The following is a 24,393-nucleotide window of genomic DNA, read 5'->3' on the forward strand; positions in this document are numbered from 1 at the left end:
GCCTCAGCCGTACCGGCGCGCCACGTACTCGTCGATGATCGCAACGAACTCCTGCGCGATGTTCTCGCCGCGCAGGGTCGTGGCCTTCTCGCCATCGATGAACACCGGGGCGCTCGGCGCCTCGCCGGTGCCCGGCAGGGAGATGCCGATGTTGGCGTGGCGCGACTCGCCGGGGCCGTTCACCACGCAGCCCATCACCGCGAGGCTGAGGTTCTCCACGCCGGGATGCTTCAGCTTCCACTCCGGCATTCGCTCGCGCACGTGTTCCTCCACCCGCTTCGCCAGTTCCTGGAAGAAGGTGCTGGTGGTGCGACCGCAGCCCGGGCAGGCGGTGACCATCGGCGTGAAGGCGCGCAGGCCCATGGTCTGCAGCAGCTGCTGGGCGACGATGACCTCCTGCGTGCGCGACTGACCGGGCTCGGGCGTGAGCGAGATACGAATGGTGTCGCCGATGCCCTCTTGCAGCAGCACGGCGAGCGCCGCCGTGCTGGCCACGATCCCCTTGCTGCCCATGCCGGCCTCGGTGAGGCCGAGATGCAGCGGATACTCGCAGCGGGCGGCGAGCTCGCGGTAGACGGCGATCAGCTCCTGCACACCGCTCACTTTGGCCGAGAGGATGATGCGGTCCTTCGGCAGGCCGAGCTCGACAGCCCGCTCGGCGGAATCCAGCGCCGAGCGCACCAGGGCCTCACGCAGCACCCGGGCGGCGTCCCAGGGCTCGGCGCGCTTCGCGTTCTCGTCCATCAGGGCGGCGGCGAGGGCCTGGTCGAGTGAGCCCCAGTTGGCGCCGATGCGCACCGGCTTGCCGTACCGCAGGGCCTTCTCGATGATCGCCGCGAACTGGGTGTCCTTCTTCTTGCCGAAGCCGACGTTGCCGGGATTGATGCGGTACTTCGCCAGCGCCTCGGCGCAGGCCGGGTGCGCTTCGAGCAGGGCATGCCCGTTGTAGTGGAAGTCGCCGATGATCGGGACATCCACGCCCATCATCTGAAGCCGGTCGCGGATGTGCGGCACGGCGGCGGCGGCTTCCTCGTTGTTGACGGTGATCCGCACCTTCTCCGAGCCCGCCCGCCACAGCTCGGCGATCTGCTGGGTGGTGGCCTTGATGTCGGCGGTGTCGGTGTTGGTCATCGACTGCACGACCACCGGAGCGCCGCCGCCGACGACGACGCGCCCCACGCGGACGGGAAGGGAACGGCGCCGTGGCGCCGGGCTGGCGGAACTCATGCAGGAACTCACTCAGGCCGGCGCATCGGCCGGGGTGTAGCGGTAGAGAAAGTAGTCGCCCAGGGCCTGGGCGAGGCGCAGGCCCTTGAGCGTGGGGCCGGGCCGGGCATCGAGCAGGCGCTCGGCCTCGTCCTGTTCGCGGCCCACGTGCAGGGTCTCGCCCTGCGGCAGGCGCTGGGCGGTGAGATAGAGCCACTCATTGCCGCCGTAGGGCGGGCGCAGCTCGAGCGCCCGGACCGGGCTGCGGGTGGACGGCGCATTGCCGGCCAGGGCCACGGCCGCCGCGCTGCGCGAGAGCAGCTCGACGCCGGCCATCACCTGGCCATCGGCCTCGTAACGCAGCCAGCGCAGCAGACCGAGCATCCAGTCGGCCTCCTCGTCCTCGCCGGCGACCTGGATGCCGATGACCTCACCTACCCGCAGCCGGAGCTGCGGGTCCTGGGCCCAGCGCATGCGGTAACCGCCGAGGCTCTGGTCGACGACGGTGGCCGGCACGCGGACCGTGCGGGCCATGTTCTCGGCGCTGGCACTGGCCCAGGCGGCACGCTGGGCCTCCTCGATGCGTCCCTCGAGCACGTGGCGGGCAAAGGAATCGAAGTCGCGGCCGCCGCTGGCCTCGAAATGCAGGCCGGAGAGGCCGAACACGGTCTCCACCCGGTGCCCGGCCTCGAGCCGCGAGAACTGCCGCGAGGCCGCCTGCGAGAAGGCACGGCGCAGCTTGCGCAGGCCATCCACCGGGAACTTCACCGGCATGCCGTGATCCGGCACCACCGTGGCCTCGTCCTCGCCGCCCGCGGCGAGCGCGGCCTCCACGGCGGCGGCGAAGTTCACCAGATCGAGATGCCAGCGCGCCGGCGCCTTGCCGCCCGGCCCCTCGTCGGCATCCTCGGCCACGCCGACCGAGGTGCCGGAGGGCTCCTCGCGCAGCGGGCTGCGCGGGGCGAAGGCCTCGCACATCAGCCAGACCCGTTCCTGCTCGGCCTGCGAGAACGCCCGCGGGCTGCACAGGGCGAACAGCAGCACCCGCACGTAGGCCTGGTGCAGGGAAGGCTGGCCGGGCACCAGCGGGTCGTCCACCGGGCGGCGGTCGAGCTCGCGCAGTTCGGCGAAACGGAGGCTGCGGTGCAGGCCGCGCCAGGCCTCGGGCGGAAGTTCGGCATACACCCGCCAGGCTGCCCGCATGGCCTCGACGTAATGGTGCACGGCGCGCGCCAGGGCCTCGCCCACCCGGCCGCCGCGCAGCCAGGGCAGGCTGCCCGAAGGGGCGCAGAGATCGGCAGCCGCCATGCGGTAGGCATGGGCGAGGCGGAGGTGCAGCTGGGCGAGTTCGCCGGGCAGCGCGGCAAGCTCGCCGGCGAGGGGCAGTGGCTTGCCGGCGGTCTGCCGTTCGACGAAGGCCGCCGCCTCGAGCACCAGCGGGCGCAGCACATCGGCCACTTCATGCCGCGCCGCGCCTTTCTGCAGGGGCTGGGTGGCAAGCCCCTCGAGGGCTCCGAGCAGGGCGCGGCGCGTGGCATGGGCATCGGCACGAGGCAGGGCCTCGGCCCAGGCGGCAGCGCGCTTGCCGTCGACGGCGAAGACGGGCTCGGCCCGGTGGCCGGGCGGAAGGACCTCCCCCAAACGTCGATACACTTCGCTCATGCCGTACCGTCCTGTTCCGAGACCCCCAGTGTACCGTTGCCCGCACGGAGGCACGGCATGAACGGAGGGGGCACGCGCCCGGCCCTGCGCCCTGCGCAGCTCAATGCCCTGGCGCGCGATCTGCTCGAGGGCAGCTTCCCCTCGATCTGGGTGGAGGGCGAGATCTCCGGCCTCGCCCGCCCGGGCTCGGGACATCTCTACTTCAGCCTGAAGGACGAGCGCGCCCAGGTGCGCTGCGCGATGTTCAAGGGCAAGGCGCAGTGGCTGCGCTTCGCCCCGCGCGACGGCATGCAGGTGCTGGCGCGCGGCACCCTTACCCTGTACGAGCCCCGGGGCGACTGCCAGCTGCTGCTGGAGCACCTGGAGGAAGCCGGCGAGGGCGCGCTGCGCCGGGCCTTCGAGGCGCTGAAGGCGAAGCTCGAGGGCGAGGGCCTGTTCGCGGAGGCGCGCAAGCGCCCGCTGCCGCGCTTCGTGCGCCGTCTTGGCATCCTGAGCTCGCCGAGCGGCGCAGTGATCCGCGACATCCGGAGCGTGCTCGCCCGCCGCTGGCCCCTGCTCGAGGTGGAGCTGCTGCCGGTGCCGGTGCAGGGGGCGCAGGCCGCCCCGGCGATCATCGAGACCCTGCGCGCCGCCTATGCCGCCGGCCGCCACGACGTGCTGCTGCTGGCCCGCGGCGGCGGTTCGCTGGAAGACCTCTGGTGCTTCAACGACGAGGCCCTGGTGCGCACCCTCGCCGCCTCGCCGGTGCCGGTGGTCTCGGCCATCGGCCATGAGGTGGACTTCACCCTGGCCGATTTCGTCGCCGATCTGCGCGCCCCCACCCCCTCGGCCGCCGCCGAGCTCTTGGTGCCGGACCGGGGCGAAATGCGTTCGCGCCTTCAGCACCTGCAGGCCCGCCTGCGCCGACGCCTCGACCAGGCGATGGAGCGCGCGCGGCAACGCGCCGACCACGCCGGCCTGCGGCTGCAGGCCGGGCATCCGCGGCGCCGGCTCGAGCGCGGCCGCGAGCGCACCGCTGGCCTGCGGCAGCGCCTGCAGGCCACCCAGACCGCCCGCCTCGCCCGCCGCCAGGCCGCCCTGGATGCCCTGGCCCGGCGCCTTGCCGCCCAGGCTCCGGCTCTGCGCCTGCAGCGCCTGCGGCAGCGGCTGGCCTTGCTGGGCAACCGCCAGCACACCGCCCTGCGCCGCGGCCTGCAGGCCCGGCTCGGCCTGCTGCGCGAGCTGGGCCGCGGCCTGCATGCGGTGAGCCCGCTCGCCACCCTCGGGCGCGGCTACGCCATCCTGCAGCGCGAGGACGGGCAGGCGGTGCGCGCCGCCAGCGAAGTCGCCCCCGGCGAGCCTCTGGAAGCGCGGCTGGCGGAAGGCCGGCTGCGGCTGCGCGTGGACGGAGCCGCGCCGTGATCCCCACCCCGCTCTGGCTGGCGAACCGCCCGCGGGCCACCGGGCGCACCCGCCCGCTGCACGATGCCTGGACCGGGCAGTGCATCGCCGAGGTGGCGCAGGCCGGTCCTGCCGAGATCGAGGCCGCGATCGCCGCGGCAGAGGCCGCCCGCCCGGCCATGGCCGCCCTGCCCGGCTGGCGCAGGCGCGAGGTGCTGGAGCATCTGCTCGCGCGGGTGGCGGCGAATGCCGAGCGCCTTGCCGCCACCCTCACCGCCGAGAGCGGCAAGCCGATCAGCGCGGCCCGGGCGGAAGTGGCCCGTGCCCAGGCCACCCTGCGCGAAGCTGCGGCGGAAGCCGGTCGCCTCGATGGTCTTGCCCTCGACCTCGACCGCGATGCCGCCACCCGCGGCTGGCAGGGCTTCACCCGCCGGGTGCCGGTGGGCGTGGCAAGCCTCATCACGCCCTTCAACTTCCCGCTCAACCTGGTGCTGCACAAGCTGGCCCCGGCGCTGGCCGCCGGCTGCCCGGTGCTGCTGAAACCGGCTCCGGCCACCCCGCTCTCGGCCCTGGCGCTCGGCGAGTGGCTGGCCGAATGCGAGCTGCCCGAAGGCGCCTTCTCCCTCCTGCCCTGCGCCAACGAGGACGCCGCCCCGCTGGTCGAAGACCCGCGCATCGCCGTGCTCAGCTTCACCGGCGGCCTCGTCGGCTGGGAGCTCAAGGCGCGCGCCGGCCGCAAGCGCGTGGTGCTGGAATTGGGCGGCAATGCCGCCTGCATCGTCGATGCCGACCCCGGCGCCCCGCTCGGGCACGTGGTGCGGCGCCTCGTGGCCGGGGCCTTCGGCCAGGCCGGGCAGAGCTGCATCAGCGTGCAGCGGCTGATCGTGCACCGGCAACTCCTGCCCGCCCTGCGCGAGGCGCTGGTCGAGGCCGTGCAGGCCCTGCCCCACGGCGACCCGCGCGACCCGGCCACGGTGGTGGGGCCGATGATCGACGAGGCCGCCGCCCGCCGCCTCGAGGCGAGGATCGACGAGGCCCTCGCCCGGGGTGCCACCCGCCTCGCCGGCGGCCCGCGGCAGGGCGCCCTGCTGCCCGCCACCCTGCTCGAGGGCGTGCCGCCCGATCTACCGCTCTACCGCGAGGAGGCCTTCGGCCCGGTGCTGCTGCTGGAGGCCGCCGAAGACTTCGAACACGCGCTGGCCCGCGCCAACGACAGCCGCTTCGGCCTGCAGTGCGGCCTGTTCACCGCCCGCCTCGACCACGCCCTGCGGGCCTGGGAGGCGCTGGAGGTAGGCGGCGTGGTGGTGGGCGACGTGCCTACCGTGCGCGTCGACCGCATGCCCTACGGCGGGGTGAAGGACAGCGGTCTTGGCCGCGAGGGGCCGCGCTGGGCCCTGGACGACTTCAGCGACACGCGGCTGCTGGTGCTGGCGCGGCCGTGAGGAGCGCGCAGCCGCCGGAAGCAGACGACCCCGGCGCCGGCCTCCCTGCCCCGATGCGACAATGACGGGATGAGCGATACCGCCCCGTCCAAGCCCACGCCGCGCCAGAGCGTCGATTCCCTGCGCGGCCTGCTGCCCTTCCTCGCCCCGCACAGGCGCCTGATCGCCGCCTGGCTCGGCGCGCTCGCCCTGTCCTCCACCGCCACGCTCTCGCTGCCGGTGGCGGTGAAGCACATGATCGACCGCGGTTTCGGCGGCGGCGACGGGATCGACCGCTGGTTCGCCCTGATGTTCGCCGTGGCGCTGGTGCTGGCCTTCGCCACCGCCCTGCGCTTCTACTTCGTCTCCCTGCTCGGCGAGCGGGTGGTGGCCGACCTGCGCGGCCGGCTCTACGGCCACCTGCTCTCGCTCGACCAGGCCTTCTACGACCGTTCGCGCTCGGCCGAACTGGTGTCCCGGCTCTCGGCCGATACCGAGCTGCTGCGCGGCGTGGTGAGCAGCAGCATGTCGGTGGCCCTGCGCAGCATCGTCACCGTGTCCGGCAGCCTCGTCATGCTGGTCGTCACCAGCCCGAAGCTGGCGGCGCTGGCCATCATCGGCATCCCCCTCGCCGTGCTGCCGGTGGTGCTCGGCGGCCGGCGCGTGCGCAAGGCCAGCGAAGCCACCCAGCACCAGGTGGCCGAGGCCAATGCCCGCGCCGGCGAGACCCTGGGCGCCATCCACACGGTGCAGAGCTACGCCCGCGAGCCCTTCGAACGCGAGCGCTTCGCCGCCGCGCTCGCGGCCACCCTGGTGGTGGCGCGCCGGCGCATCCGCCTGCAGGCCCTGCTCACCGCGGTGGTGATCGTGCTGTTCTTCGGCGCCATCGTCGGAGTGCTCTGGACCGGCGCCCAGGCGGTGATCGAGGGCCGCATGAGCGCCGGCACGCTGGGCCAGTTCATGCTCTACGCCCTGATCGGCGCCGGCTCGGTGGGCGCCCTGGCCGAGGTCTGGGCCGAGGTGCAGCGCGCCGGCGGCGGCATGCAGCGCATCGCCGGCCTGCTGGCCGAGCGCCCGGGCGTCACCGCGCCGCCCCGGCCCACGCCGCTGCCGCCGACGGTGCGCGGCGCCATGGCGCTGCAGGGCGTGCGCTTCCACTATCCCTCGCGCCCCGGGCAGCCGGCGCTCGACGGCGTCGACCTCGAGCTGCGCCCGGGCGAGACGGTGGCCCTGGTCGGCCCCTCGGGCGCCGGCAAAAGCAGCGTGCTGCAACTGCTGCTGCGCTTCTACGACCCGCAGCAGGGCCGTATCACCCTCGACGGCATCGACCTGCGCGAGCTCGACCCGCTGGCCCTGCGCAGCCAGATCGCCCTGGTGCCGCAGGACCCGGTGATCTTCGCCGCCTCGGCGGCCGAGAACATCCGCTACGGCCGGCTGGAGGCGAGCCGCGAGGACATCCTGCGCGCGGCGAGGCTGGCCGAGGCCGACGAGTTCATCCGCGCCCTGCCGCAGGGCTACGAGAGCGAGCTCGGCGAGCGTGGCGCCCGGCTCTCCGGCGGCCAGCAGCAGCGCATCGCCATCGCCCGCGCCCTGCTCAAGGACGCCCCGGTGCTGCTGCTCGACGAGGCCACCTCGGCCCTCGATGCCCAGAGCGAGCACATGGTGCAGCAGGCGCTGGAGCGGCTGATGGCCGGGCGCACCACGCTGGTGATCGCCCACCGCTTGGCCACCGTGCTGCGCGCCGACCGTATCGTGGTGATGGAGGCCGGCCGCATCGTCGACATCGGCACCCATACCGAGCTGCTGGCGCGCAACGGCCTGTATGCCGAGCTCGCCCGGCTGCAGTTCGGCTCTGCCGGCGCGCCGGCAGGGGCGCCATCGGCTACCCTCACGCCCACCGCCTGAGCAAAGCCCGCATGCACGCCGACGCCCTGCCCGAGCCCGAACGCAGCCACCGCGCCATCGCCAGGCTTGCCGCCCTGGCCGAACTGCGCGGCTGCCCCGGCGATCTTCTGCCCCCCCTGCTCGTCGAACTCATGGAGGCCATCGGTGCCGACGGCCTCGGCTTCGAACGCCGCGAGGGCGAAGCCCTGGTGCAGGTGGAGGGCGTGGGCAGTTTCGCCGCCCTCGCCGGCTGCCGTAGCGCCCTTGCCGCCAGCCTCGGTGGTGCTGCCCTGCTCAGCCGCAACCTGGCCGTGGCCGCGGATGCCATGCAAGACCCGCGGGTAGACCGCGCCCTGTGCCTGCGCAGCGACTCCGGTTCGCTGGCCGCCGTCCCGGTGGATGTCTCGGGCCATCCCGCCGGGGTGCTGCTGGCGGGCTGGCGCCGGCCGCATGCCGCCGGCGAACCCGCCCTCGGCCTGCTGCGCATCGGCGCCGGCCTGCTTTCCGGTCTGCTGGCCCGGCACCTGCTCGGCGAGCGCGGCGAAGACCCGGCGCGGCTCATGGCCTCGGCCTTCGCCCAGACCCGCCACGAGGAGGCCGCGCGCCGCCGCCCGGATGAGCTCGACGTGCTCACCGGCCTGCTCGGGCCGGCGGCCTTCGAATCGGCCCTGGCCAGCAGCGCGGCGCACTGGTCGCCGAGCCAGAACAGTGCCGTGCTGTTCATCGACCTCGACCGCTTCCACCGGGTGAACGAGGCGCATGGCCATGCCGTGGGCGATACCGTGCTGCAGCGGGTGGCCGACGTGCTGCGCCGCTGCACCCGCGGCCATGACGTGGTAGCAAGGCTCGGCGACGACGATTTCGCCGTGCTGCTCAACCGCCTCGGCGACCCGGCCCTGCAGGCCGCGGTGGCGGCCGAGCGGATCATCGACGCCGTGCTGGCCGACAACCTCACCAACGAGGGCATGCCGCGCATCGAGCTGTGCATCGGTGCTGCCCTGATCGACCGGGCCGGCCTGGATGCCGCCCGGGTGATGCGCGACGCCGAACACGCCCTGCACGCCGAGAAGTCGGGGCGCGGCTGATGCCGTGCCGCCCGCTGCCGCAGGCCTAGCCGAGCCAGTCCTCGCCGGCCTGCCAGGCCGCCCGGACGGCCTGCCAGGCCCGTGCCGGCACCGGGTCGCCGGCGAGCCGCCACAGCCCGCGTCCCGGGGCCTCCACCATCGGCATCGCATCGAGGCGGCGCAGCAGGGCCTCCAGCGACCATTCGCGCCGCTGGCGCGGCATGCCGGGGCGCCACCAGGGCTGCCCGGCGGTCTCGAACACGATCCGGTCGTCCTCGAAGGCGAGGAAGAACGGCAGGCCACCGAAGTGCTCGCCGGGGCGGGCATGGAGCCGGTGCTGCCGGCGGTCGAGCAGGGCGATCTCCCAGTCCTCGATGGCGGGGCCATGGTGGAAGCGCGCGGGCAGGCCCTCCCGGTGCCGGGCGAAGAGCAGCCAGCGGCCATCGGCCGAGCCGATCATTCCCTGCGCCACGCCGCCGACGGCATGCCCTTCGGCCGTGAGCAGGCCGCCCAGCAGGCGCGGTTCCTGCTCGCGCGGCCAGGCATCCTGCCAGCGGTCGCGGGCGCCGAAGAGCAGCACGGGCGGCGCCGACGGCGGGCGATACTCGACATCGCCGGGCTGCAGCGGCGAGACCGGCGCGCAGCACTCGACCCAGGGCGGCAGAAGGCGCAGGCACCCCGCCCCGGCATCCAGCTGGGCGCGCCGGCCGCGCAGCACCAGCAGCCGGCCCGGAGCGGCCTGGCGGCGGTTCCAGGCATTGTGCTCGGGTGGCCCCTCCAGCGGTCTTAAAGGCTCCGGCAGGTCCTTGGCCGGCTGTTGCCCGCACAGTTCGGTCCATTCGATCTGCCCCTGGTGCACGGCCCGCAGGCGCAGTTCGGCCACCGGCCGGCGCAGGGTGGATACCCGCCCCGAGGCGAGATCGACCAGATGGAGTTGCGATGCCAGAGCGCGGCCGAGCACGCCCTGCAGCACGACGAAGCGCCCTGCCCCGTCCAGCCAGCGCGGCACCGGGCTGATGCCCTCGAGCACGAGCCGTTCGTGGCGCAGCCGGTACGGGCGCTGCTCCCGCGGATCGACCGGCGGCCCCATCGGCTCGAAGACGAGGCAGGGACCCGCAGGATGGCGGGCAAGCAGGGGCTGCAGGCCAGCCGCATCGGCGGGATCCTGCAGGGTACGGAGGCCGGACAGCGGCACGCTGGCCTCGACTTCCTCGAACACCGGCCAGCCCTGTTCATCGACCCTGCAGAACCACGGCAGGGGGCCCGGCGTGAAGTGCTCGTCGAGCACGGCGGCCGAAGCCCGGGCGGGGAAGGACACCCCCGGGAACGGATGGACCGGATGGGCGATTTCCACCCCTTCCTCGCGCAGGGCGGTCGGGCGGGCGGCGCCGAGTCCGGGAATGCCGCGCTCCCAGGTCCTGCCGAAATCGAGCCAGCGCCCCTCGCCACGGGCATGCCACAGGTACCAGCCGGCTGGCGGAACACCGCCTTCGAGGGTCTCGCTGGCGGGAAACAGGGCGGCCCTGCCGTCTTCACGCCACAGCACGGCCTCGAGGGCGCCATGCGACAGGATGAGCGGCAACGGACCGGCCTCGCTCTCGATCCGCCAGTCGGGCTGCTGGGCGTACAGGAGAGCATCGCCCACGTCGAGGATGCGTTCCCGCTCGATCAGGGCGACCCGCCTCAGGCCGGCGGCCGCAGGGCCGAACGCGGCCTCCGTCGGCGGCACCGGCTCGCCCTGCGGCCACCACAGCCCATCGCTGCGGCACACATAGGCCCGGACCCGCTCGAAGCCGAGCTGCGCCAGCCGGGCCGCACTGGTCGGCCCCGAGCACAGCCGGGCCACCAGGCCCGCCCGCCAGGGCCCGCGGAACAGCAGTCGCGCCGGCAGATCCACCACATGGATGGCCTCCTCCTCCTGCCCCCCCACGACCCACCAGCGCCCGTCATCGCTCAGGCCCCACTCCTCGCCCGACAGGCACAGGGCCACCGACAGGGTATGGATGAAGGTGTGCGGCGGCCCGCCCATGCCGCGCTCCCCGGCCGCCACCGTGAGGACCTTCAGGCCGGTCTCTCCGAGCGGCCGCCAGTCATCGGGCGCGTCCCGGGAAGCTTGCAGGGGCACGGAGGACGGGGCGGCCCTGAGCAGGGGCGGCAGCGGGTCCCGGGGCTCGAAGCGCCGGCCGATCCAGCCCAGCGGCAGGAGCAGCAGCAGGCCGGCCAGGAGCGCCAGCAGCACGCCCAGCAGCCACCCGTGGGTGGCGGCCAGCGATTTTCCGATGGCCAGGGCAGCGCCGATGGCGGTCGCGGGCGGCAGCGACAGCAGCCCTGGCAGGCCGAAGCGCGGCCCGAAACGCCGCTGCCCCAGGCTCTGTCCCAGCAAGGCGAGGAGGGCAAACGCGTAGAGCGCCAGCATCGGGGCGGGCGGCAGCACGGCCCCCAGGCCGATGGGAACCAGGAACGCCAGCAGCGTCAGGCAACCCCGCCCCATGCCCCGGAATGCCGGACTCAGAACGCCAGCGCCCGCAGCAGCCGCGGCAGGGGCTCGGTGGCCGCGGCCATGTTGGCCAGCACGTCCTCGAGGGTGATGACCTCGTCCTCCGGCGCACGGCCCGCCGCCCAGTTGGCGACGATGGCAAGGCAGGCGTAATCGAGCCCGAGCTCGCGGGCCAGCGCGGCCTCCGGCATGCCGGTCATGCCCACGAGGTCACAGCCGTCCCGGCGCAGGCGCTCGATCTCGGCCTTCGTCTCCAGCCGCGGCCCCTGGGTAGCCCCGTAGCAGCCGCCGTCCACCACCGGCACCCCGGCAGCCGCGGCGGCGGCCAGCAGGGCCCGACGCAGGGCCGGCGTGTAGGGCTCGCCGAAATCCACGTGCAGGGCCTCGCCCTCGCCATCCCAGAGGCTCACGGCGCGGCCATGGGTGTAGTCGATGAGCTGGTCGGGCACGCCGATCACCCGCGGGCCCCAGGCCTCGGTGATGCCGCCGACCGAGTTGACCGCGACCACCCGGGTCGCGCCGAGGGACTTCAGCGCCCAGAGGTTGGCGCGGTAGTTGATGCGGTGCGGCGGCACGGCATGGCCCTCGCCGTGGCGGGCGAGGAAGGCGATGCGGTGCGGGCCGAAGCCGCCCACCCGCACCGGCGCCGACGGCGTACCCCAGGGTGTCTCGACGGCATGGGTCTCCACGCCTTCGAGTTCGGCCAGCCGGTACAGCCCGGTGCCGCCGATGACGGCGAAGTCGATCGCCCTGTCCGCGCCACTCATGCCTTCGGCTCCCAGGCGTAGATGGCCGGCAGGTTGCGGCCCTGTTCGAAGAAGTCCATGCCGTAGCCGTAGACGTAGAAATCCGGCACCTCAAGACCGATGTGGTCGGCCCGCGCACCGGGCGCGCAGCGCCCGTGCACCTTGCGGCAGAGCACGGCCACCCGCACCTCCGCCGCCCCCTGGTCCTGGCACCACTGGGTGATGCCGACCAGCGTATTGCCCTCGTCGAGGATATCGTCCACCACCAGCACACGCCGTCCTTTGAGCGAGACCTGCGGACGGTGCAGCCACACCAGGGTCTCGCCGGCGGTCTTGCCGCGGTAGCGGGTGGCGTGCAGGTAGTCGAACTCGAAGTCGATGCCGGCCTCCAGCGCCAGCCCGGTGGCGAACAGCATCCCGCCATTCATCACGGTCAGGAACAGCGGCGGCTCGGCGGCAGTGGCATAGGCCGCGCGCAGCTCGGCAGCCACCCGGCGGATGGCAGCATCGATGGCGGCGCGGTCGTGGAGGATGCGCGACTCGCGCAGGGCATCGGCGAGCAGGGGGCGGCTCATGCAGTGAACTCCGGGCCGGACAGGGCCTGCTGGATGGCGGGCCGGCGGGCATCGGCGAGCAGGCCCTGCCAGCCGAGGGCGCCACGCCCCATCAGGCCGACGAGGGCGGCCATATTCCCGGGGCCACGGCCCTCCATCGCCCGCAGGCTGTCCGGGACCAGGGCCGGGGCGCAGACCAGCACCACATCGCAGCCGGCATCGAGGTGGGCATCGATGCGTGCCTTCACCCCGCCGGCCGATTCCGCCGCGGCCATGCCGATGTCGTCGGAGAAGGCCACGCCGCGGAAGCCCATGCGCCCGCGCAGCACGTCCTTCAGCCAGAACGGCGAGTAGCCGGCCGGCTCCGGAGCGACCGCCGGATAGGTGACATGGGCCAGCATCACCGCCTCGGCCCCGGCCTCGATGCCGGCGGCGAAGGGGACGAGGTCCTCGCGCTCCAGCACTTCCAGCGGCCGGGGGTCGATCGCCGCATCGAAATGCGTGTCCTCGCGCACCGAGCCATGGCCGGGGAAGTGCTTGAGCGTGGCCGCCATGCCGGCGGCGTGCATGCCCTGCACGTAGGCACGGGTGAAGGCGGCGACCACCTGCGGGTCGGGATGAAAGGCGCGGTCGCCGATGGCGAGGTTGCCGCGGCCGAGATCCACCACCGGGGCGAAACTGAGATCGAGGCCGATGGCGCGGATCTCGCTCGCCATCAGCCAGGCATGCTCCTGCGCCAGGCGCAGGGCCGCCCCCGGATCGCGCCCATGGAGCGCGCCGAAGGGCGCCAGCGCCGGCAGTTTGGTGAAGCCCTCGACGAAGCGCTGCACCCGGCCGCCTTCCTGGTCCACGCACAGCAGCTGCGGCCGCGGCGCGGCCTCGCGCAGGGCAGCGGCGAGCTCCGCCACCTGCCCGCGCGAGGCGAAATTGCGCTTGAACAGGATCACGCCCGCCACCGCGGGGTGCTGCAGCCAGTCGCGCTCCTCCGCCGACAGCGTGGTGCCGGCAATGCCGATGATCAGCATCCCTCCTTCTCCTCCGGGGTCCAGTGCGCGAACGGCCGCTCGGCCAGCGCGAGGTTGTAGTAGCGGGCGTGTCCGGTCACTTCCGCGCCGAGCCATGCCGGTCGTTCGAAGGCCTCGTCCACCGCGCCCAGTTCGATCTCGGCCACCACCAGCCCGGCATTGTCGCCGTGGAACTCGTCCACTTCCCAAAGGTGCGCGCCGATAGTGACGTAATGCCGGGTCTTGTCGATCAGGCCGCCGACGCAGAGCGCCAGCAGGGCCTCGGCGTCCGCCAGCGGAATCGGGTAATCGAACTCCTGCCGCATGCTTCCGAGTTCACGCGACTTCAGGTTCAGCGCCGCCGTCTCGCCGGCGATGCGCACCCGCACCGAGGCCTTCTGCGCGCCGCTCGCCACCGCGGCATGGTCGTTGAGGTAGCCCTGGGCCATGCGCACACGGCGTCCGGCCTGCGCGCGCCAGGCCTCCCCCACCACCAGGAACTTGCGCTCGATCTCGATGCCCATCAGCGGCGCTCGAACACGGCAATGGATTCGACATGCGCAGTGTGCGGGAACATGTCCATCACGCCGGCGCCGAGCAGGGTGTAGCCACGCTCCTTGACGAGGAAGCCGGCATCGCGGGCCAGCGAGCCCGGGTGGCAGCTCACGTAGACGATGCGCGGAATGGCCTTCAGCGGCAGCTGGGCCAGCACCTCGGCGGCCCCGGCACGCGGCGGGTCGAGCAGCAGCCTGTCGAAGCCGTCGCGCAGCCACGGCTCGCCCGCGAGGTCCTTGGTGAGGTCGGCGGCGAAGAAGCGGGCGTTCGGCAGGCCGTTGGCCTCGGCATTCTGCCGCGCCCGCGCCACCAGCCCGGCATCGCCCTCGACGCCGACGACCTCGAAGCCGCGGCGGGCGATCGGCAGGGTGAAGTTGCCAAGCCCGCAGAACAGGTCGAGCACCCGATCCCCCGGCGCGGGCTGCAGGAGATCGATGGCGCGCGCGATCATCTGGCGGTTCAGGCCGGCGTTGACCTGGATGAAGTCGAGCGGTCGGAACTGCAGGCGCACGCCCACGTCCGCCCCGATGTCGGCCGCGCCGAGGTCGAAGTGCAGGTCGACCTGCTCCGGCCACAGCGGCACCACGCTGTCGATGCCGCCGGGCTGCAGGAACACCGCCACCGCCTCGCGACGGGCGAAGGCCAGCAGCCGTTCGCGATCGCCGTCGGAGAGCGGTTCGAGGTGGCGGAACACCAGCGCCAGCACGCCGCCCTCTCGCGGGGTCCCGCCGTCCAGCGCGCCGTCGCCGGCGATGAACTCGATCTGCGGGATGGTGCGGCGGCCGTCGAGCGATTCCACCAGCGCGGAGAGCGCCGGGATGCGCCGGCCCAGCGCCGGGATCACCGTGTGGCATTCGGACAGGTCGGCAACGAAGCGCGGATCCTGCTCGCGGAAGCCGACGAGGGCCTTGCCCTTCTTCTCGACCCAGCGCACCGAGAGCCGGCCCTTGCGGCGGTAGCCCCACTGCGCGTCGCGGATCGGCGCAAACCACTCGCGCGGCTCGACATGGCCGATGCGCGCCAGGTTCTCGGCCAGCACCCGGGCCTTGGCCTCGATCTGCTTCGCTTCGTCCAGATGCTGCAGCGCGCAGCCGCCGCAGGTGCCGAAGTGGGCACAACGCGGCGCCACGCGGTCGGGCGAGGCCTCGATCACCTCGAAGGCCACGGCCTCGTCGAAGTGGCGGTTCTTCGCCGTCTGCCTCGCCCTCACCCGCTCGCCGGGCAGGGCGCCCGAGACGAACACGGCCTTGCCTTCGCGCCGCCCCACGCCCCGGCCATCATGGGAGAGGTCGTCGATGGCAATCTCGAAGTCGGGATCCAAACGCTGCCGGTGTCGCGCCACGGGAAGCTCGAAAGAAAACGGAGCGCGATTGTATCGCGCCCCGCCCGGGTCCTCGCCGCGTCCCGCGCGCTGCGCGGGCCGGGGATCACTTCTGCTTCCAGTTCCCGGCACTGTCCTGGTACCACCAGCCGGGCCGGGCCTGTGCCACCCATTCACGGGCAAAGGTCTGGCGGATCTGCTCCTCCCACTCCGGCTTGCCGTTCGCCACCGCGATCTCGCGGTACACGGCGCGGCGGTCGCGATTCTCGTCGGCCACCGCCTGGGTGGCGGCGGTGCGCTGCGCCAGCGGCACCTTGGCCGGGTCGCGCAGCACCACGAGGCCGTCGTTGCCGAAGCCGAGCGCTCCGCTGTCGAACAGCGGCGCCAGGGTGGACTGGAAGCGCTCGGCCATGCGCTGCTGGATGGCCTGAATGGCCGGGGTGCGGATGGTGATGTCGGCCCGCTCCTGGGCGTGGGCGCTGCCGATGAAGACGCCCACCGGGTCGAAGCGCCACTCCCGGCGCAGCAGTACCCACTGCGGCAGCGCCTCGCGCTGCACCGAGGCAGAGCCGCCACCGGCGTTGGCGGGCGTCTCGCCGATCACGTCCTCGACGAACTCCTTGGCCGCCTGCTGGGCTTCGGCCGCCGGGAAGTAGACGTTGATCGTCACGCAGGAGGCCAGCAGGAAGAAGGGCAGCAGGATCGCGGCGAGCAGCAGGGGCTTGCGCATGGAGAGCCTCGTCTCGGTGGGCGGACGCCCCGATCCTACCCCGGGGCGAGGGTCTGGCAAGCCACCCGCCCCGGGTCACGCAGGCCGCGTTCAGCCAGCCCCTCATTCGATGCGCAGGGACTCGCCACGGGTGGCGGCGCGCAGCCGGTCGACCAGGGTCGGCCAGTCCACCTCGCGGCGGAAGCCCACCACCTCGATGCGTGGCAGGCCGCGACCCTCGACGATCAGGAAGCCATCGCCGCGCTTCTTGAGGCCGCTCATCATGCAGCGGTTGTCCTTCAGCACGCAGCCGATGCCGATGCGCTCGTAGCCGAAGTCGTCGAAGGTGCGTAGCAGCCGGGCCTGCAGGCCGGCCACGAGGCCGCTGCCGCCGAGATCGGAGATGTCCTGCACGGCACGCTGGCTGATCCGTCGCCGGCCCTTCCACTGCCGGTCGGTGAGCAGGCGGGCATCGAAGGCCACCGGGCTCCAGTCCACGAGGCGCAGGCCGCGCAACCGGCCATCGAGCCGCCCGGTGATCTCGCCGAAACCGAAGGCCCGGGTCAGCGGGGAGAGGTCGATGTCGTCGAAGCGCACGTTCGCCGCGAGTGAAGGGGCGATGCCGAAGGGCCGCTCCACGCTCAGGTCGTCGAGGCGCACCCGCCCCCCGAACAGGGTCATCGCGAGGCCATTGCCGAACACCACGCGGTTGTCCTGGTACACCGCCTGCTCCAGCACGCCGCCCACGCTGCCCTCGAAGGGCGGCCAGCCAAGCCGCTGCGAGAGCGCGCCGAGATCGAGGCGCTCCAGGGCCAGGCCCATCTCGATGCGCAGCGGCGCCGTGCCACGCGGCGGCCGCCACTGGAAGCGTTCCAGCCGCAGCTCGCCGCCCAGCACGCCGGTGCGCATCGGCGAGGCGAGGTCGAGCTGGCCCCGGGCGCTGCGGAAATCGAGATGGCTGGCATCGAGGCCGATGCCGTAGAGGGCCGCCGCGCCCCAGGCGAGGCGGCTGTCGGCCACCGCCTCGTCGCGCGACCAGCGAAGATCGCCCTCGACCCCCGCAAGGCTGAAGCGGCCGCGCGGATCGATGGCGCGGGCATTGCCGAGCTCCAGCTCCAGCCGGCGCAGGCCTTCCTCGTCATAGGCGAAGGTGCCGCCGCCCCGGCCGCCGAGCTGCAGGTCGCCGAAGCCGGTGGGCGCCAGCACGCCGCCGAGGTAGCGTTCCGCCAACAGGCGGAGGTCGGCGGAAGCCCAGTCCGCTGAGAGCCGCACGAGCTCGCCGGTGGCGTCCAGTGCCGCATCGCCGGAGGCTTCGAGCACGCCGGCGTCGCGGAACGCCCAGCGCGGGAAGCGCCAAGGGACACCGGGGGGTGCCTCGCCCTCCAGCGCGAACGCCACGCCCGAGGCCGGCACCGCGAGGTAGACCGGCGCCACCAGCAGTTCGCCGGCCGAGAGCCTGCCTTCCAGCCCGAGGCGCTGGCCGCCGGCCGCATCGTGGTAGCGAAGCGTGAGCGGCACCGACAGCCCCGCCCCGGCGAAGCGGCCGTCCGGGGTATCGAAGCCAAGCCCGGCGAAGCGCAGCTCGGCCTCGACACGCAGGCCCGCGGCCTCTGGCAGCCGCACCTGGCCGGAGACCTCGCCCCCGGCGATCCGCCCCTCCGCCCAGAGCGAGGCCAGGAAGGCCTCCAGCCAGCGCAGCGGCACCTGCCGAAGATCGATGTGCCAGGGCGACTGTCGGTCCTTCGCCACGGCCACGCCACGGCCGCCCCCCGACCAGGCCATGCGCGAGGCCGCCTCCGAGAGATCGACGGCGAGCCTGCCCTGCGGACGCCCGGCCAGACGCACCTCGCCCTCGCAGCGCAGGCGCTGCCCGGTATCGAGCACCGGCTGGCAGGCCCAGTCCACTGCCCTGAGCCGCAGCGAGAGCGCGGGCAGCTCGAGCCCGGCCGCTGAAAGCGAGAGACGCGGTCCCGCCCCGCCCGCCGACTCGGAAAGCCGCAGCTCCAGCCGCTGGCCACGCACCGGGCCGGCCTCGATCCGGCCGATGCGCAGCACAGCCTGACGCTCCGGGGCCGCCCCCGCCACCGCCGCGGCGGAGGGCAGGTCCACCGCCAGGGCCGGCACGGCGCTGCCCAGGATGAGAAAGGAAAAGATGAACACGGCCCCGATGAGCCCGGCAGGGGTAAGCCTTTTCCTATTGCCGGGGGGGAGGGGGGCACGCATCCTGCCAAAAGACGCCGCATCTAAGGAGAGATGCATGAGCCTACGCCTCCTCGTCGTCGAGGACGATGCCGCCAGCCGCGAGTTCATCCGGGCCGCCCTCGCCGGAGGCGCCACGGTGGACACCGCACGCACCCTCGCCGAGGCCGGGACGCAGTGTGCCGAGCACGACTACCACCTGCTGCTGCTCGATGTCGCCCTGCCCGATGGCGAGGGCGATGCCTGGCTGGCCCGGCAGCGCGCCATCGGCAACCGCGCGCCGGCCATCGCCCTCACTGCCGAGCTCGACCATGCCAGGCGCCGCCGCCTGCTGGCCAGCGGCTTTGTCGAAGCCTTGGGCAAACCCATCAGCGAACAGGCCCTGCGCGAGGCCGTGGAACTGCGCCTGGCCGGAAGCACCCGCCGGCCGGAACAGGCCGCGCTCTGGGACGAGGTCCAGGGCCTCTCGGCCGTCGGAGGCGCGGCCGCCACCCTCGACCGCCTGCGCGGCCTGTTCCTCGACGAACTGCCGCGGCAGCGGCGGACCATCGTCGAAGCCCTGGAGAACGGCGATACGGGCGCACTGCGCGCCGTGCTGCACCAGCTGCTGGCCGGCTGCGGCTTCGTTGGCGCGGGCGCGCTGGCCGAGGCCGTGCAGGCCCTGCAGGCCCGTCCGCACCCCGGCCCCGAGGCCAGCACCTTACTCGAGCGGATCGACCGGATGCTGCGCGAGGCCGGGCGCTGAGCGCCCCACCCGCGCCACCTCGGTCATCAGGCTCCAGGCCCTGAGCGGCGCTCCTCCCAGATGGTGGGCGAGCACCGTGCGCAGGGCGAGCCGAAGCTCCGCCAGTTCCTCCGCCGCCGGGCAGCGATCCTCGGCCAACGCGAGCAGGGCGCTGCCGCGCAGGCTTCCCGCGGCATGCGTGCGGTCCCGCCAGAGCCCCTGCCCGGGATCGATGCGGTAGCGCGCGGCCGGATCGAGCGCCTCGCCCTCCACAGTCTCGCCCCAGGGCAGGCCGACGCCGAGGGCATCGAGCAGGTCGCGCTCGAAGCGCCGCAGGCACCAGGCCAGTGGCTGCAGCCGCCCCAGTTCTTCGCGCAGGCGGGCGTAGCGGGCGAACAGCTCGGGGGCCGGATCCTGCCGCGGCAGCAGGCGCAGCAGCAGCTCATTGACGTAGAAGCCGGCCAGGGCCACCTCGCCCACCTGGCGGGGGGCGAGATCGAGCGCCTCCCAGGCACGCAGGTTCCAGAGCTCGCCCCGGGTCTCGGCCGAAAACCCGATCTGCTGCCAGGGCTGGAGGGCGGCACGCTGTGCCTGCCGGCGCGGGCCGCGCACGCCACGGGCCACTGCCCCTACCCGGCCATGCGATTCCGTCAGCAGTTCCACCAGCAGGCTGGTCTCGCGCCAGGCCCGCGCATGGAGCACGAAAGCGCGCTCCTGCCCGATCCGCATCGCCCCGGTCCCCGGAACGGCCCGCCCGGGCGCTACTCGCCGTAGCCGAACTGGCGCAGCGCGGCCTCGTCGTCCGACCAGCCCTCGCGCACCCGCACCCAGGTCTGCAGGAAGACCCGGCGGCCGAACAGCTTCTCCATCGAGAGCCGGGCCGCGCTGCCGATGGCCTTCAGCCGCTCGCCGCCCTGCCCGATCACGATGGCCTTCTGGCCCTCGCGCTCGACCCAGACCACGGCGGCGATGCGCAGCCGCTCGCCTTCTTCCTCGAACGTCTCGATCTCGACCGTGGTCGAGTACGGCACCTCCTGCCCGAGCTTGCGCATCAGCTGCTCGCGCACCAGTTCGGCGGCGAGGAAGCGCTCGCTGCGGTCGGTGATCTCGTCCTCGGCGAACAGCGGCGGCGATTCGGGCAGCACCGAGAGCAGGCTCTTCACCAGCGGCCGCAGGCCGTCCTGTTTGCGGGCGGCGATCGGGTGCACGGCGGCGAACTCGCGTCCCTGCGTGACCTCGGCGATGAAGGGCAACAGCAGGCTCTTGTCGGCCAGCCTGTCCACCTTGTTGATCACCAGCACCACCGGCACGCCGGCATCGCGCAGCAGCGCATAGGCAAGCCCGTCCTCCTCGGTCCAGCGCCCGGCTTCGACCACCAGGGCCGCCGCATCCACGCCATCCACGGCGCCGCGGGCGGCGCGGTTCATGTAGCGGTTCATCGCCCGCCCGCCCTGGTCACGGTGCAGGCCCGGGGTATCCACGAGGGCGATCTGGCCATCCTGGAAGGTGGCGATGCCGAGCAGGCGGTGGCGGGTGGTCTGGGGCTTGGGCGAGACGATGCTCACCTTGGCCCCGACGAGGGCATTGACGAGGGTGGACTTGCCCACGTTGGGGCGGCCGAGCACCGCGACGGTGCCGGCGCGGTGTGGGGTTTCGGTCTCGGGAGAATCGCTCATGCCGGCAGTGTAGCGGCTGCGCGCCACGGCCGCCGCCACGCCAGTCCCGGGAAAGTCATGCCGGCGGCACGCCGGCGCGGCGGCGTGGCGGGTGGGCCGCCTCCAGGGCCGTGAGCAGGGCCTCGGCCGCGGACTGCTCGGCATTGCGCAGGGAACTGCCCTCGCCCTCCACTTCCAGCAGGGGCTCGCCGGCACGGGCACGGACGCGGAAATGCCGGGCATGGTCAGGTCCGCGCGCCTCCACGAGTTCGTATTCCGGGCGTGCCCACTGCCGCGCCTGCAGCCATTCCTGCACCCGGGTCTTGGGATCCTTGTCGGCCTTGCCGGCGGGCAGCGTGGCCAGCCCGTCCTCGAACCAAGGCAGCACGGCCGCCCGGCAGGCGTCCAGGCCGCCATCGAGATAGACGGCCCCGACCACGGCCTCGAGGGCATCGGCCAGGATGGAATCGCGGTGCCGCCCTCCCGACTTGCGCTCCCCCGGGCCCAGCTGCAACTGGTCGCCAAGACCGAGACGGCGGGCAATGGCGGCCAGGGTGGATTCCCGCACCAGCTGCGAGCGCGCCCGGGTCAGGGCGCCCTCGTCGGCCTTCGGCCAGCGCTGGTGCAGGGCCTCGGCCACCAGCAGGGCGAGCACGGCATCGCCGAGGAATTCGAGCCGCTCGTTGTGCGGCACGCCGGCGCTGCGATGGCGCAGCGCGGTCTCGAGCAGGCCAGGATCGCGGAAGCGGTGGCCGAAGCCGGGGCTCATGCCCCGGGCTGGCGGATCGGCGCCGAGTGCTCGAACTTGGCGACGAAGTCGAGGTTGTAGATCAGCGGCTTTCTGATCTCGTACTTCAGCACGAGGAGGAAAGCATCGCCCTCGCGCTGCACCCGGACGAACTCCGGCTGGTAGGACGCGGCGTAATCGATGGTCATCTGCCGGTCCATCGCCTTCCGGATCGTTCCGATGTCGTTCGTACCGACCTCGTTGGCGACCTTGTTCACCGCGTTGCGCATCGAGAAATACTCGATGTAGACCGGCCCGATCTTCATCCCGAGGAACAGGAAGAAGCCGGCGACGGCGAGCACGATGACGAACCCAATGAAGCTGATGCCGCGCTGGTGGTATCGCATGGGGGGCCTCGGTCGGGGTGCGTGGGGCGGGCGTTAACGGATGACGGTGCCAATTCGACGCCAATCGAAGCTGTCGATGCAAGCCCAGTTCGCGCAGTTGAGCCAGATCACGTCGGCGCGCCCGGCCAGGTTGGCCTCCGGCACGAAGCCCCAGAAGCGGCTGTCGTCGGAGGCCACGCGGTTGTCGCCCATCATGAAATAGTGGCCCTCCGGCACCACCCGGCGGCCATCGCCGGGGTTGTAGCGGAAGGGCGCCTGGTCAAGGATGGCGTGCGGGCGGCCCGGCACCAGTTCCTCCATGAAACGCCGGGTGCCGCTCATCTCCACCGCCGGGCGCGGCCCGGTGCCGATGTAGACCTCGCCCCCCTCGTACTTCACCGGCTGGCCGTTGATCGTCAGCCGGTTGTCGCGCACCTCCACCACGTCGCCGGGCAGGCCGACCACGCGCTTGATGTAGTCGGTGCCGGCCGGCGGGTCGTAGGGCGGCGCCGGATTGCGGCCGGGATAGCGGAACACCACCACGTCGCCGCGCCTGGGCTTGCCGGTCTCGAACAGCAGGGTGTTGGTGACCGGAAGGCGCACGCCGTAGGCGAACTTGTTCACCAGGATGAAGTCGCCGATCAGCAGGGTCGGCATCATCGAGGACGATGGGATGCGGAAGGGCTCGTAGACGAAGCTGCGCAGCACCAGCACCACCGCCAGCACCGGGAACAGCGAAGCGAGGAAATCGACGGTGCCCCCTCCCCCAGATTCCGCCCCGGCGGCGGCGCGGCGGCGCGCCAGCACCAGGCGGTCGAGCAGCCAGGCAGCACCGCAGAGCAGGGTCAGGACGGTGAGGATCAGGGCGAAATCGAGCTTCACGCGGGGGCCTTCACTTCGTGTTGTTGTCGACCGAGAGGACGGCCAGGAAGGCCTCCTGCGGGATTTCCACCTTGCCGAACTGCTTCATGCGCTTCTTGCCCTCCTTCTGCTTTTCGAGGAGCTTCTTCTTGCGCGTGGCATCGCCGCCGTAGCACTTCGCCAGTACGTTCTTGCGCAGGGCCTTCACCGTGGAGCGGGCGATGATCTGCGAGCCGATCGCCGCCTGGATGGCGACATCGAACATCTGCCGCGGGATCAGCTCGCGCATGCGCTCGCAGAGCTCCCGGCCTCGGCGCTCGGCCTGGGTGCGGTGCAGGATCATCGACATGGCGTCCACCCGGTCGCCGTTGATCAGCACGTCGACCCGCACGAAGGGGCCCGGCTCGAAGCGCAGGAAGTGGTAATCGAGCGAGGCGTAGCCGCGCGAGACCGACTTCAGGCGGTCGAAGAAGTCGAGCACCACCTCGGCCATCGGCAGCTCGTAGGCGATCTGCACCTGGCTGCCAAGATAGGTGATGCCGATCTGGCTGCCGCGCTTCTCCTCGCACAGCTTGATGATGTTGCCGATGTACTCCTCGGGCGTGAGGATGTTGGCGCGGATGATCGGCTCGCGGATCTCCTCGATTTTGTTCACCGGCGGCAGCCGCGCCGGATTGTCGAGCTTCACCACCGTGCCGTCGGTCTGCACCAGCTCGTAGACCACGGTGGGCGCGGTGGTGACGAGGTCGAGGTCGTACTCGCGCTCCAGGCGCTCCTGCACGATCTCCATGTGCAGCATGCCAAGGAAGCCGCAGCGGAAGCCGAAACCCATGGCCTCGGAGCTCTCCGGCTCGAACTGCAGGGCGGCGTCATTGAGGCGCAGCTTCTCCAGTGCCTCGCGCAGGGCCGGGTAGTCGTCGGCGGCGGTGGGGAAGAGCCCGGCGAACACCCGCGGCTGCATGGTCTGGAAGCCGGGCAGGGGCTTCTCGGCCGGATCCTTGGCGGAGGTCAGTGTGTCGCCCACCGGGGCACCGTGCACGTCCTTGATCGCCGCAGTGAGCCAGCCCACCTCGCCCGGCAGCAGGGCATCCTTCACCTTGCGCTTCGGCGTGAACACGCCGACGTTGTCCACCTCGTGCACGCGGCCGGTGGACATGACGAGGATCTTGTCGCCCTTGCGGATCTCGCCCTGCACCACGCGCACCAGCGAGACCACGCCGAGGTAGTTGTCGAACCAGGAGTCGATGATCAGGGCCTGCAGCTTGTCGGTATCGCCCACCTTCGGCGGCGGGATGCGCTCGACGATCGCTTCCAGCACCTCGCGCACGTTGAGGCCGGTCTTGGCCGAGATCGCGACGGCATCGGTGGCATCGATGCCGATCACCGCCTCGATCTCGCGCTTGGCGCGCTCGACGTCGGCGGTGGGCAGGTCGATCTTGTTCAGCACCGGCACCACCTCGAGGCCCTGCTCGACGGCGGTGTAACAGTTCGCCACCGACTGCGCCTCGACGCCCTGCGCCGCGTCCACCACCAGCAGCGCGCCCTCGCAGGCAGCGAGCGAGCGGCTCACCTCGTAGCTGAAGTCGACATGGCCCGGCGTGTCGATGAAGTTGAGCTGGTAGGTCTTGCCGTCCCGCGCCGTATAGGGCAGCGAGACCGACTGCGCCTTGATGGTGATGCCACGCTCGCGCTCGATCGGGTTCGAATCGAGCACCTGGGCTTCCATCTCGCGCTCCTCGAGCCCGCCGCAGATCTGGATGATGCGGTCGGCGAGGGTCGACTTGCCGTGGTCGACGTGGGCGATGATGGAGAAATTGCGGATGTGCTGCATGGGAGGG

Annotated in this window: 21 protein-coding genes; 5 read left to right on the forward strand and 16 right to left on the reverse strand. The window is 72.6% G+C overall.

The features are described from left to right. Positions 1 to 3: 3 nt before the first annotated feature. Both ispG and G408_RS0111030 read right to left on the reverse strand, forming a co-directional pair. Positions 4 to 1,227: a flavodoxin-dependent (E)-4-hydroxy-3-methylbut-2-enyl-diphosphate synthase gene (gene ispG, locus G408_RS0111025; RefSeq protein ID WP_028771128.1), complete on the reverse strand. Its 1,224-nt coding sequence runs from the start codon at positions 1,225 to 1,227 to the stop codon at positions 4 to 6. A gap of 12 nt (positions 1,228 to 1,239) precedes the next feature. Further along, the gene (locus tag G408_RS0111030; RefSeq protein WP_028771129.1) at positions 1,240 to 2,868 is read right to left on the reverse strand and encodes a hypothetical protein; all 1,629 of its coding nucleotides are present in this window, start codon (positions 2,866 to 2,868) and stop codon (positions 1,240 to 1,242) included. A 57-nt stretch (positions 2,869 to 2,925) separates the two neighbouring features. Here G408_RS0111030 and xseA point away from each other — a divergent pair, with 57 nt between their 5' ends. From xseA to G408_RS0111050, 4 genes are all read left to right on the forward strand, one after another. Beyond that, complete coding sequence (xseA, locus tag G408_RS0111035) at positions 2,926 to 4,269, forward strand: exodeoxyribonuclease VII large subunit (protein WP_028771130.1); 1,344 nt, start codon at positions 2,926 to 2,928, stop codon at positions 4,267 to 4,269. Next, positions 4,266 to 5,690 (forward strand): aldehyde dehydrogenase family protein, encoded by a 1,425-nt coding sequence (locus G408_RS0111040; RefSeq protein WP_028771131.1) that lies wholly within the window; start codon positions 4,266 to 4,268, stop codon positions 5,688 to 5,690. The genes xseA and G408_RS0111040 overlap by 4 nt, the downstream gene beginning before the upstream one ends. Before the next feature lie 69 nt (positions 5,691 to 5,759). Next, a complete protein-coding gene (locus tag G408_RS14455) occupies positions 5,760 to 7,574 on the forward strand; it encodes an ABC transporter transmembrane domain-containing protein (RefSeq protein ID WP_051282923.1) in 1,815 nt (604 codons plus the stop codon). A gap of 11 nt (positions 7,575 to 7,585) precedes the next feature. Further along, positions 7,586 to 8,638, forward strand: a complete 1,053-nt coding sequence (locus G408_RS0111050; protein WP_028771132.1) for a GGDEF domain-containing protein — start codon at positions 7,586 to 7,588, stop codon at positions 8,636 to 8,638. 25 nt (positions 8,639 to 8,663) lie between these two features. On the opposite strand, the gene G408_RS15365 is transcribed toward G408_RS0111050, so the two are convergent. The 8 genes from G408_RS15365 to G408_RS0111090 all read right to left on the reverse strand — a co-directional run bounded on the left by G408_RS15365 (position 8,664) and on the right by G408_RS0111090 (position 18,163). Beyond that, on the reverse strand, positions 8,664 to 11,051 hold the full coding sequence (locus G408_RS15365) for a hypothetical protein (RefSeq protein WP_156890139.1): 2,388 nt from the start codon (positions 11,049 to 11,051) through the stop codon (positions 8,664 to 8,666). Positions 11,052 to 11,125: 74 nt separating this feature from the next. Next, positions 11,126 to 11,881 (reverse strand): S-methyl-5'-thioinosine phosphorylase, encoded by a 756-nt coding sequence (locus tag G408_RS0111060; protein WP_028771134.1) that lies wholly within the window; start codon positions 11,879 to 11,881, stop codon positions 11,126 to 11,128. Next, entirely contained in the window at positions 11,878 to 12,435 is a 558-nt protein-coding gene (locus G408_RS0111065; protein ID WP_028771135.1) for a hypoxanthine-guanine phosphoribosyltransferase, read from the reverse strand. Before G408_RS0111065 ends, G408_RS0111060 begins: the two co-directional genes overlap by 4 nt. Then, the gene (gene nagZ / locus G408_RS0111070; RefSeq protein WP_028771136.1) at positions 12,432 to 13,439 is read right to left on the reverse strand and encodes a beta-N-acetylhexosaminidase; all 1,008 of its coding nucleotides are present in this window, start codon (positions 13,437 to 13,439) and stop codon (positions 12,432 to 12,434) included. The genes G408_RS0111065 and nagZ overlap by 4 nt, the downstream gene beginning before the upstream one ends. Continuing rightward, complete coding sequence (locus tag G408_RS0111075; protein ID WP_028771137.1) at positions 13,433 to 13,942, reverse strand: CYTH domain-containing protein; 510 nt, start codon at positions 13,940 to 13,942, stop codon at positions 13,433 to 13,435. Before G408_RS0111075 ends, nagZ begins: the two co-directional genes overlap by 7 nt. After that, complete coding sequence (gene rlmD, locus G408_RS0111080; RefSeq protein WP_028771138.1) at positions 13,942 to 15,315, reverse strand: 23S rRNA (uracil(1939)-C(5))-methyltransferase RlmD; 1,374 nt, start codon at positions 15,313 to 15,315, stop codon at positions 13,942 to 13,944. The genes G408_RS0111075 and rlmD overlap by 1 nt, the downstream gene beginning before the upstream one ends. An 85-nt stretch (positions 15,316 to 15,400) precedes the next feature. Next, positions 15,401 to 16,024, reverse strand: coding sequence for a YdbL family probable chaperone protein (locus tag G408_RS0111085; protein ID WP_028771139.1), 624 nt, complete (start codon positions 16,022 to 16,024; stop codon positions 15,401 to 15,403). A gap of 102 nt (positions 16,025 to 16,126) precedes the next feature. Then, entirely contained in the window at positions 16,127 to 18,163 is a 2,037-nt protein-coding gene (locus tag G408_RS0111090) for a translocation/assembly module TamB domain-containing protein (protein ID WP_028771140.1), read from the reverse strand. A gap of 97 nt (positions 18,164 to 18,260) precedes the next feature. Here G408_RS0111090 and G408_RS14460 point away from each other — a divergent pair, with 97 nt between their 5' ends. Continuing rightward, complete coding sequence (locus tag G408_RS14460; RefSeq protein ID WP_051282924.1) at positions 18,261 to 18,947, forward strand: response regulator; 687 nt, start codon at positions 18,261 to 18,263, stop codon at positions 18,945 to 18,947. Here the strand turns inward: G408_RS14460 and recO are convergent. The 6 genes from recO to lepA are packed head-to-tail and all read right to left on the reverse strand — an operon-like array spanning position 18,903 to position 24,386. Then, positions 18,903 to 19,655 carry a DNA repair protein RecO gene (recO, locus tag G408_RS14465; protein WP_051282925.1) on the reverse strand — a complete coding sequence of 251 codons (753 nt, stop codon included), beginning with the start codon at positions 19,653 to 19,655 and terminating at the stop codon, positions 18,903 to 18,905. The two genes, G408_RS14460 and recO, sit on opposite strands and share 45 nt — an antisense overlap. 32 nt (positions 19,656 to 19,687) lie before the next feature. Beyond that, entirely contained in the window at positions 19,688 to 20,602 is a 915-nt protein-coding gene (era, locus tag G408_RS0111105; protein WP_028771141.1) for a GTPase Era, read from the reverse strand. 55 nt (positions 20,603 to 20,657) lie between these two features. Then, positions 20,658 to 21,350, reverse strand: a complete 693-nt coding sequence (rnc, locus tag G408_RS14470; RefSeq protein WP_051282926.1) for a ribonuclease III — start codon at positions 21,348 to 21,350, stop codon at positions 20,658 to 20,660. After that, entirely contained in the window at positions 21,347 to 21,715 is a 369-nt protein-coding gene (locus G408_RS0111115) for a DUF4845 domain-containing protein (protein ID WP_028771142.1), read from the reverse strand. The genes rnc and G408_RS0111115 overlap by 4 nt, the downstream gene beginning before the upstream one ends. 33 nt (positions 21,716 to 21,748) lie before the next feature. Then, positions 21,749 to 22,576 (reverse strand): signal peptidase I, encoded by an 828-nt coding sequence (gene lepB / locus G408_RS0111120; protein ID WP_028771143.1) that lies wholly within the window; start codon positions 22,574 to 22,576, stop codon positions 21,749 to 21,751. A gap of 10 nt (positions 22,577 to 22,586) precedes the next feature. Continuing rightward, complete coding sequence (lepA, locus tag G408_RS0111125) at positions 22,587 to 24,386, reverse strand: translation elongation factor 4 (protein ID WP_028771144.1); 1,800 nt, start codon at positions 24,384 to 24,386, stop codon at positions 22,587 to 22,589. Positions 24,387 to 24,393 lie beyond the last annotated feature (7 nt).

This window comes from Silanimonas lenta DSM 16282 (genome assembly GCF_000429065.1).
GTDB lineage: Bacteria > Pseudomonadota > Gammaproteobacteria > Xanthomonadales > Xanthomonadaceae > Silanimonas > Silanimonas lenta.

Bases quoted from the DNA above. Each gene is read 5' to 3' on its own strand.
- ispG (WP_028771128.1), bottom strand. From the start codon at position 1,227: ATGAGTTCCGCCAGCCCGGCGCCACGGCGCCGTTCCCTTCCCGTCCGC.
- G408_RS0111030 (WP_028771129.1), bottom strand. From the start codon at position 2,868: ATGAGCGAAGTGTATCGACGTTTGGGGGAGGTCCTTCCGCCCGGCCAC.
- xseA (WP_028771130.1), top strand. From the start codon at position 2,926: ATGAACGGAGGGGGCACGCGCCCGGCCCTGCGCCCTGCGCAGCTCAAT.
- G408_RS14455 (WP_051282923.1), top strand. From the start codon at position 5,760: ATGAGCGATACCGCCCCGTCCAAGCCCACGCCGCGCCAGAGCGTCGAT.
- G408_RS0111050 (WP_028771132.1), top strand. From the start codon at position 7,586: ATGCACGCCGACGCCCTGCCCGAGCCCGAACGCAGCCACCGCGCCATC.
- G408_RS0111060 (WP_028771134.1), bottom strand. From the start codon at position 11,881: ATGAGTGGCGCGGACAGGGCGATCGACTTCGCCGTCATCGGCGGCACC.
- G408_RS0111065 (WP_028771135.1), bottom strand. From the start codon at position 12,435: ATGAGCCGCCCCCTGCTCGCCGATGCCCTGCGCGAGTCGCGCATCCTC.
- nagZ (WP_028771136.1), bottom strand. From the start codon at position 13,439: ATGCTGATCATCGGCATTGCCGGCACCACGCTGTCGGCGGAGGAGCGC.
- G408_RS0111075 (WP_028771137.1), bottom strand. From the start codon at position 13,942: ATGGGCATCGAGATCGAGCGCAAGTTCCTGGTGGTGGGGGAGGCCTGG.
- G408_RS0111085 (WP_028771139.1), bottom strand. From the start codon at position 16,024: ATGCGCAAGCCCCTGCTGCTCGCCGCGATCCTGCTGCCCTTCTTCCTG.
- G408_RS14460 (WP_051282924.1), top strand. From the start codon at position 18,261: ATGAGCCTACGCCTCCTCGTCGTCGAGGACGATGCCGCCAGCCGCGAG.
- recO (WP_051282925.1), bottom strand. From the start codon at position 19,655: ATGCGGATCGGGCAGGAGCGCGCTTTCGTGCTCCATGCGCGGGCCTGG.
- era (WP_028771141.1), bottom strand. From the start codon at position 20,602: ATGAGCGATTCTCCCGAGACCGAAACCCCACACCGCGCCGGCACCGTC.
- rnc (WP_051282926.1), bottom strand. From the start codon at position 21,350: ATGAGCCCCGGCTTCGGCCACCGCTTCCGCGATCCTGGCCTGCTCGAG.
- G408_RS0111115 (WP_028771142.1), bottom strand. From the start codon at position 21,715: ATGCGATACCACCAGCGCGGCATCAGCTTCATTGGGTTCGTCATCGTG.
- lepA (WP_028771144.1), bottom strand. From the start codon at position 24,386: ATGCAGCACATCCGCAATTTCTCCATCATCGCCCACGTCGACCACGGC.